3 protein-coding genes and 1 pseudogene are annotated in these 7,718 nt (G+C 61.9%); 1 reads left to right on the forward strand and 3 read right to left on the reverse strand.

The window, feature by feature from the left end; genetic code table 11:
• From DN412_RS44295 to DN412_RS41500, 3 genes are all read right to left on the reverse strand, one after another.
• Positions 1-1,410: Ig-like domain-containing protein (locus DN412_RS44295; protein WP_208647760.1), on the reverse strand; the 1,410-nt coding region annotated here is incomplete at its 3' end.
• 133 nt (positions 1,411-1,543) lie between these two features.
• Positions 1,544-2,965: an HlyD family type I secretion periplasmic adaptor subunit gene (locus DN412_RS41495; RefSeq protein ID WP_115216809.1), complete on the reverse strand. Its 1,422-nt coding sequence runs from the start codon at positions 2,963-2,965 to the stop codon at positions 1,544-1,546.
• The gene (locus DN412_RS41500) at positions 2,949-5,156 is read right to left on the reverse strand and encodes a type I secretion system permease/ATPase (protein WP_115216810.1); all 2,208 of its coding nucleotides are present in this window, start codon (positions 5,154-5,156) and stop codon (positions 2,949-2,951) included. The genes DN412_RS41495 and DN412_RS41500 overlap by 17 nt, the downstream gene beginning before the upstream one ends.
• Before the next feature lie 780 nt (positions 5,157-5,936).
• On the opposite strand from DN412_RS41500, the pseudogene DN412_RS41505 reads away from it, so the two are divergent.
• Positions 5,937-6,636 (forward strand): annotated as a pseudogene (locus DN412_RS41505) (ISNCY family transposase); the annotation flags it as partial.
• Positions 6,637-7,718: the final 1,082 nt, after the last annotated feature.

Here is a 7,718-nt window from a genome sequence, read left to right on the forward strand (position 1 = left end):
GGCCACCGGCGCCAGCGTTGGCGCCAGCGGATTGACCGTGACCGCTTCGGTGGCGGTGGTGGTGGTGCTGAGGTTGCCCTCGCCATCCTGGGCAGTCGCAGCCACGCTCAGCGTGAAGTTGGCGTCGTTGGGCGGCGTGATCGTCAGGCTGGACAAGCTCCAGCCGTGGATATCGATCGCCGTGTGGCTCGCGTCGGCAGTGAAGCTATGACCGCCCGCGCCATCGCTCAGCGTGGCGCCAACCGGGATCGCGCTCACCACCAGCGTGGCGAGGCTGTTGGCATCGCCCACGAGGCCGTTGACCGCGGCCCCCAGGTTCAGGGCGATCGCCGCCCCTTCGACCCCGCTCTCGGCCGCTGGCGCCAGTGTCGGCGCCAGCGGGTTGACCGTGACCGTCTCGGTGGCCGTGGAACTATTGCCGGCCATATCAGTCGCCCTGACGTTCAGCGTGAAGTTGGCATCGCCGGACGGCGTGATGGTCAGCGAGCTCAGCGTCCAGCCATGAACATCGACCGCGGTATGGCTCGCATCGGCGGTGAAACTATGACCGCCCGCGCCATCACTTAGCGTGGCACCGGCCGGGATCGCACTGACCACAAGCGAAGCCACGCCATTGCCAGGCCCAAATGCCGTCGCCGAGAGCGCACCTAGCGTGACTGGGGAGCCCTCGACTCCAGTCCTGGCATCGGACGGCCACGTTACTGTTGGCGCCCCCGTGTCGAGCGAGAAAGTGAGATTGGTTGCGCCCGAAACGTTACCGTGCGTGTCAATTTGGCGCACCAGCAGGTTGTTCATGCCCTGCACCGCGCCGAAGCTGCCGTTCCATGTTGCGCCGCCGTCGACGCTGTATTGGACCGTCGCACCGTGTGCGATTCCCGTCAGGCAGAGCGAGCCATCGTTGGTGACATTGTCAGTGCTGGAAGCGCCAGTGTCATGCGCAAGTGTCACCACTGGCTTGGGCGGAGCGATCTCTACGTAAGCGGTGGCCCAGCTCAGGGTGCCGTTGCCGAGCCGGATGGCATAGGTGAAGCTGTCGGTCGCATAGCCAAGGTCACGGTAGCTGTTGGAAAGCCATGTCGGATCCAGGCTCCGCGCGTCGTAGCCTATCTTTCCATCCGTCGTGATCCAGATGTGCGCGCCATGATAGCTCAGGTCCCCGTTCACCGTCTCCGCCCTCACGGTGTCCTGACTGAGCAGCGCGTTTTGCTCGGCGGCAATCGTCGCCTCGCTGCCGGAATCGATCGAGTACAGCGTCTTCGCGGCTCCGCCGAGATCATTGGCCATGACGTTCAACCAGATCGTGCCGAGCGAGCTGCACGTGAGGCCTGTCATTGCCGCGGTAAATACGTCGTCCGTCGCCTGGGGCGTATTGGAGAGCGAAGTCGCAGTACCGTTGTTATTCGTAGCCATGACAGACTCCGTGATCGTCTCTGAGGTTTAGCGTTGAAAGCAGGATGCTGCTAGCCCGACTCGGCATTTCACCGAACTGGCTGCGACGATGGCCATGCTCATTTCCCGTCAAGCGGCTTATTTGCTGGCGCGGTTAGCGCTCACGCAGCGCCACGTCCTTGGTCTTTATGATGGGCTTGAGCAAGTAATGCAGTACGGTCTTCTGCCCTGTACGGATGTCGACGGTGGCCACCATGCCAGGCAGTATCGGCACGGAATCGCTGCGCCCGCTTGGCTTGTTCTGCTGTGTCCGCACCAGGATCCGATAGTAGGGCTCGGGCTTTTCACCAGGCTTTTCCGGGATCAGCGTATCGGCGCTGATATGCTCCAGCGTCGCCGGAAAGCCGCCGAAGATGGAATAGTCGTAGGCTGACAGTTTGACCATCGCCTCCTGCCCCAGGTGCAGGTAGGCAACGTCCGCGGGACGCACACGTGCTTCGATCAACAGCGTGTCTTCCAGCGGCACGATCTCCATGAGCTCCATGCCGGGCTGGGCCACGCCCCCTACTGTATTCAGCTTGATCTGTTTGACGACACCGGCTACCGGAGCCCGCACCACGGCGTGTACGACCCGGTCTTCTAATGCTGTGTTGGCAGCGCTCAATGCGGCCTGCTCCGCCCCCGCCTGGTTGAGGTCTTTCATGGCGTCAGCGCGAAAGTGCGCGCTCATTTCGTCGATCTTCTGGCGCGCTTCCCGGTAGGCAGCATCCAGCCGGGGCAGAGAAAGCCTGGTCGCACTGAGTTCACCGGCCAGGTCATTGGCTTCCCGCTCCAGCCGCAGCAACTCCACGTCGGACACGACGCCCTTTTGCGCAAGCGGGCGCGTCATCGCCAGTTCCTTCGAAACCAGCGCGTAGCTTTGCAGCAATTGCGCCTCGCGTGAGCGCTTTTCGGCGAGTTCCTGCCGGCGTTGATCGGCCTGTTGACGTAGCACGGCCAGGCTTGCCTGCAATTCACGCTGGCGGGACTCAAAGAGGTTTTGCTCTTCGGCGAAGAACTTATCTCCTTGTATCCCCTCCGCCCGCCGTGTCGTGAGGAAGGGTGTGCCGCCGGCTTCGGCTTTCAAACGCGCAATCCTCGCAATCAGGGCATCATCCTTGGCCTGGCCCTCCTTGTAAGAGGCACTGAACCTGGTGTCATCGATGCGCATCAACGGCTGATCTTTCTGCACCACCTCGCCCACCCTCACCAGGATTTCCGAAACCACGCCACCATCCGGGTTCTGCACCACTTGGACCTGGTTGGAGGGAATCACTTTCCCCTCGCCCACCGTTACTTCGTCCACCTTGGCCAGGCCCGCCCAGGTCAGCGCCAGAATCAGGAAGAGGAACGTCGACCAGAGAATCCAGTGGGTGAAGGAACGTGGCCCCTCCATCAGTGCAGCGCTGCTCGCCTGCATGTATGCGGTGTCGTCCGCGCGCGGCTTGATCGCCGTGGCAATCCTGCCTAGCCAATCGGAGCGCTTGCCGCCCAGGGGCAGTTCGTCAAGGCATGGTGTTTCAAGCGGCTGCGACATGGAGCTTCCTTCCTGCAAGGGCCGCGAGCACCGCGTCCCGGGGCCCGTCGGCGACCACACGCCCGTGATCCATCACGATCAGACGGTCAACCAGGCTGAGCAGGGATGTGCGGTGGGTGACGAGCAGCAGCGTGCGGCCGCCAAGCTCGGCCATCAACCGGGTCTTGAGCAGCTCTTCCGAGCGATTGTCCATCGCGCTACTCGGCTCATCCAGGAGCAGAAGCGGTGGTGCGAGGAGCGCGGCGCGGGCGATGGCAATGGCCTGCCGTTGCCCGCCAGACAGGCCCTCACCGCGTTCACCAACTGGCAGGTCGAAGCCGTCCGGCGAACCATTGACGAATTCGGTGACACCGGCGACCTGCGCCGCGCGCAGCACCGCAGCGTCGTCCGCGAAGGGAGCACCCAGCACGATGTTCTCGCGCACGCTTCCATTGAACAGGACGACGTCCTGCGGCACGTAGCCGATGTCGCGCCGCAGTGCGGCCGGATCAAGCTGGCGCAATTCGGTGCCGTCGATCAGTATGGAACCCAAGGTGGGCGGGTAGAGCCCTAGAATAAGCTTTTCGATGGTGGTCTTGCCCGAACCGATGCGGCCGATGACCCCAACGCGCTCGCCGGGCGCGATATGGAATGAAACATCGTCGAGGACTGTGCTGGTGCGGCCAGGATAAGCAAAGCGGACGTTCCTGAATACGATATCGCCCCGCAGCCTGGGGCGATGCACGAAAGACTTGTCGGCCGGGCGCTCCACGGGCAGCTTCATCAAGCGATCGATCGAGGCAAGCGCTGCGCGCGACTGGTGATAGCGCGTCAGCAGGGCCGCCACCTGGGACATCGGGGCCAGCGCCCGGCCGGTCAGGGTAGTGCATGCGATCAACCCACCAGTGGTCAACTTATCATCGGCAATAAGGTAGACACCAAGCACCACCACGGCAAGATAGGCCGCTTGCTGAGCGAAGGAGGAGAAGTTGACAATACAGGCTGACAGCAGGCGAGTCTTGAGACCCAGCCTGGAAATCTGACCAAGCGCTTGCTCCCACTTTCCCTGCACCGGCCCTTCGGCTCCCATCGTCTTGATGGTCTCCAGGCCAACCAGGGTCTCGACAAGCATCGCCTGCCGCAGGCTCGCGTGGCGTTGATTCGCCTCAATGGCCTGCGCAAGCGGTCTTTGCAGGGCAAGCCCGGCTCCGACGACCAGTGGAATCGCCATCACTGGCGCCCAGCCTAACGCGCCGCCCACCCAGAATATCGCCAGGATAAAAACCACGACGAACGGGACGTCGATCAGCGCGGTAATGGTGGCCGAGGTACAAAACTCGCGTACCGCCTCGAATTCCTGCAGGTTATTGGCAAATCCGCCCACTGACGCGGGGCGCGCGGCCATCTGGATGCCGAGGACCTTCTCAAAGATATTTGTCGACAGGATCACATCGATCTTTTTGCCGGCAATGTCGATAAAGTACCCGCGCAGGGTGCGCATCAGCGTATCGAACCCCACGACCAGCATCACACCGATGGTTAGCGCCCATAAGGTCTCCATCGCGCGATTCGGCACCACCCGGTCATACACGTTCATCGTGAACAGTGGCATGACAAGAGCGAACAGATTGATGAGCAGCGAGGCAATCAGGACCTCCCCGAAAACCGGCCAGGATTGTACGACCACGCCCCAGAACCACTGGCGCGGCCGGGGCACGACACTCTGCGTCGAATCCTCTTCAAAGCGGTAAGCTGGCCGCACAAACAACGCGTAGCCCGTGTAGCACCGCTCCAGTTCCTGGAGTTCGATTTCATGCTCACCGGCACCGGACTCGGGTGTTACCAGAAGCGCGCTGGTACCACTTAGCCTGCGTACCAGTACACACACCTGCTTGTCCTTCAACAACAGGACGGCGGGCATAACCAGATCGGAGATGCCATTCAGGGGCCGCTTGACAAGCTTGGCGGACAGGCCCGCCCGGGCCGCCGCGCGGATGAACAAGGCAGGCGTCAGGCAATGCTCGACCAGGGGCAAGCCCGCCCGTAGGGTATCGGCCGACATTGGCCGGTTGAACATCTTGCCGAGTATCAGGAGACAGCCGAGCAAGGGATCGTCAACCGAAGCCGACAAAGCCTCAAGGTCCGCGGGTTGCTGCGCGATTCCGGCTTGCTGCCCCGGCCCCGGCTGGACTGGAGAGTCTTCCCGATTCATCGGGAGCCCTCCCCGGAAAACTTGACCCGCGAAAAGCCAGGCAGCGCCGGAGCCGCCCTGTCCCTGGCAATAGCTTCCCCCGTGCCTTGCATAACCCCTCCCCGTTATATTTTTTTGGCTGTTCTGCTCTATGTGTTCCTCCGAGCAAATTGCATACCAAGCGCCTGATGGGATTGGCTGGCAAGGAATTGTTGAACTCATGCGGGGGTAAGCAGCGGGGCCAAACTGAGAAACATTTCAAGCGCGAAACGTTGCCTGGTCGGGCCAATCGGCTTCTCACTGGAAAATGGGTGCCATTGGCAGTAGAAAAGCCCGCCTGGCAAGGAAGGAAGGCTTGATTCAGCCACGAAACATTGCGTCCAGTCCCATATGAGCTGTTACGGATTACAGGCGGCTACAGGCAGCACCTGGCAGCGGCGGCGCTAGCGCTTGTTGGCATGCCGGCAGCGAGACTCCGCAATCGGATCAGGTATTACGGCAGTTGCGACTCAATGCCGAATCGCGTAGCAACATTGAAACAGCTTCGGTAGCTGTATCGCAGTAAGGAGGCGTAAGCAGGCAAAGCAGTCCGTGGTGGCTGGCTTATGCGGCCACCAAGCAGAACTGTTGGGCAGCAGAGTGTTTCCATCGGGACATAGCCGTTGGCAATCATGTGCATAACTTCCATGCCGCGCCACCGTGTTACGAGTTATCCACAAAAAGCACGCCCGGACGGACATCTGAATTTAGCTGGCCGCCCGCCCGACAAGTCAAAACATCCTAGACACCGGAGGCGGCCTCATGTACGGACAAGGATTGGTGACCATGAGCATGCGTGAAGTTGACCGCATGAAGGTGATCCAAACGGTAGCCGATGGCCATCTGGCGCGCCGCTGAGCGGCTTGGCATCAGTGCCCGACACGTCAGGCGGCTGATCTTGCGCCTCCAAGAGGGCGGCCCAACCGGACTGGTCTCGCGCAAACGGGGCCGCCCTAGCAATCGCCAGCTGCCGCCCGGGCTGGAGTCGCGGATTCGCGGGTCGATCCGCGACAGCTACGCCGACTTCGGCCCGACGCTGGCATGGGAGAAGCTGCACGAGAGGCACGGCATCGAGATTTCCAGGGCTTGCGTGCGCCGAATCATGATCGACGCCGGCTTCTGGATCCCCAGGAAGCTGCGCCCGCCCAAGGTGCACCAGCCGAGGAATCGCCGGGCGTGCCTCGGCGAGCTGGTCCAGATCGATGGCAGCGCCCACGCCTGGTTCGAAGGCCGGGCGCCGGCGTGCACGCTGCTAGTCTACGTCGATGACGCGACCGGACGGCTGATGCAGCTGCTGTTCGTGCCGAGCGAATCGACGCCAGCCTATTTCACGGCCACGCGCGCCTACATTGAACGCCACGGCAAGCCGATGGCGTTCTACTCCGACAAGGCCGGCATCTTCCGCGTCAACGCCAGGGACAGTGCCGAAGGCCGCGGCTATACCCAGTTCGGGCGCGCGCTGTTCAAGGGTACGAAACCGCCTCACTGAACCGATAGTCCTGCAACGTACCGAGGGCGCATTCGAGTCCCGCGAGGAGGAAGTTCGCCGGCCGCGTGCGGCTTTTTCGTCGATTCCGTCCAAGCCGAGTACTGGTATTGAAGGAAAACGCTCCACGTTGGGATATCAGAATGCCTCGGTCCTGATATCAGAACCAGAACGCCTCTGTATGCAAACCAGGCGCACTCACGTCCCGCACCGGCCGGCAGCCGAGAAAAGAAACCCCCATGAAACTGCGCTGCAATAGCCGCCCCTGCGAATGGCAAGGTGACTCTGTGGAGTCTTTGACGGCTCCCCACCCCTTTCGCACGGGGGAAGAAGTATCCGGGTGTCCAGCCTGCAGGGCAATCGATACGCTTGTGGTGGTCTGCGAAACCCCGGGTTGCTGGAGCGTTGCCGGAGGTCCTACAAACGGCAAATGGGCATGCAATGCGCATTGGCCGGTGGCCTTGAAGCGCGCGTAGTAGGCCGCCCGCCTGCCGGCTTTTCCACTACGATCGTCAATGCCGATAACTGGTATTGAAGGAAAACGCCTTTGCCACGTTTCGCGTCTTCGTGCCGCTGCTTCCGTGGCCGGTTTGGTCCATGGCCCTGCCCTGCCCTATTGGCACGGAGCCAACAGATTCCCCACTCCGGCGCATTCTTTTCCCTTGTGTGGTAACCGCTAACTTCACCAAGAACAAATCTGCTCACCGCGATCCGGTGAGCGGCTAGACTTGTTTCCCGCAGGGGTCACGGTGCCCCCGCTTGGCCCTCGCGGCATTTTGCCGCGGGACGTTCCGACCTTTCGCGCTACAGACGTTTTCTTCTGTGCGGCAACGATTGCGCGCCGGAACTTACCCAGAGCCACGTGGAGCTCATCCCAGGATGTGCCGCCGCCTTCCGCGCGATTCCTTGCAGGTAGCTGGAAGAGGACGGTCACGCCCTTGACCGAAACCGGTGTCGATTTCAGCCTTGGAATGCACTCCTTGTAGCCCTGCGACCGCCGGGCAATTACGCCCGCAGCCGCTTTATGCACGCTTAGCCCGCGTGGCTTCGCGTATTTG

The sequence above is a fragment of the Cupriavidus lacunae genome, assembly GCF_003353055.1.
In the GTDB taxonomy this organism is placed as follows: domain Bacteria; phylum Pseudomonadota; class Gammaproteobacteria; order Burkholderiales; family Burkholderiaceae; genus Cupriavidus; species Cupriavidus lacunae.

What these genes read in the sequence shown, in the direction of transcription:
- DN412_RS41495 (WP_115216809.1), bottom strand. Translation starts at nt 2,965, where the DNA reads ATGTCGCAGCCGCTTGAAACACCATGCCTTGACGAACTGCCCCTGGGC.
- DN412_RS41500 (WP_115216810.1), bottom strand. Translation starts at nt 5,156, where the DNA reads ATGAATCGGGAAGACTCTCCAGTCCAGCCGGGGCCGGGGCAGCAAGCC.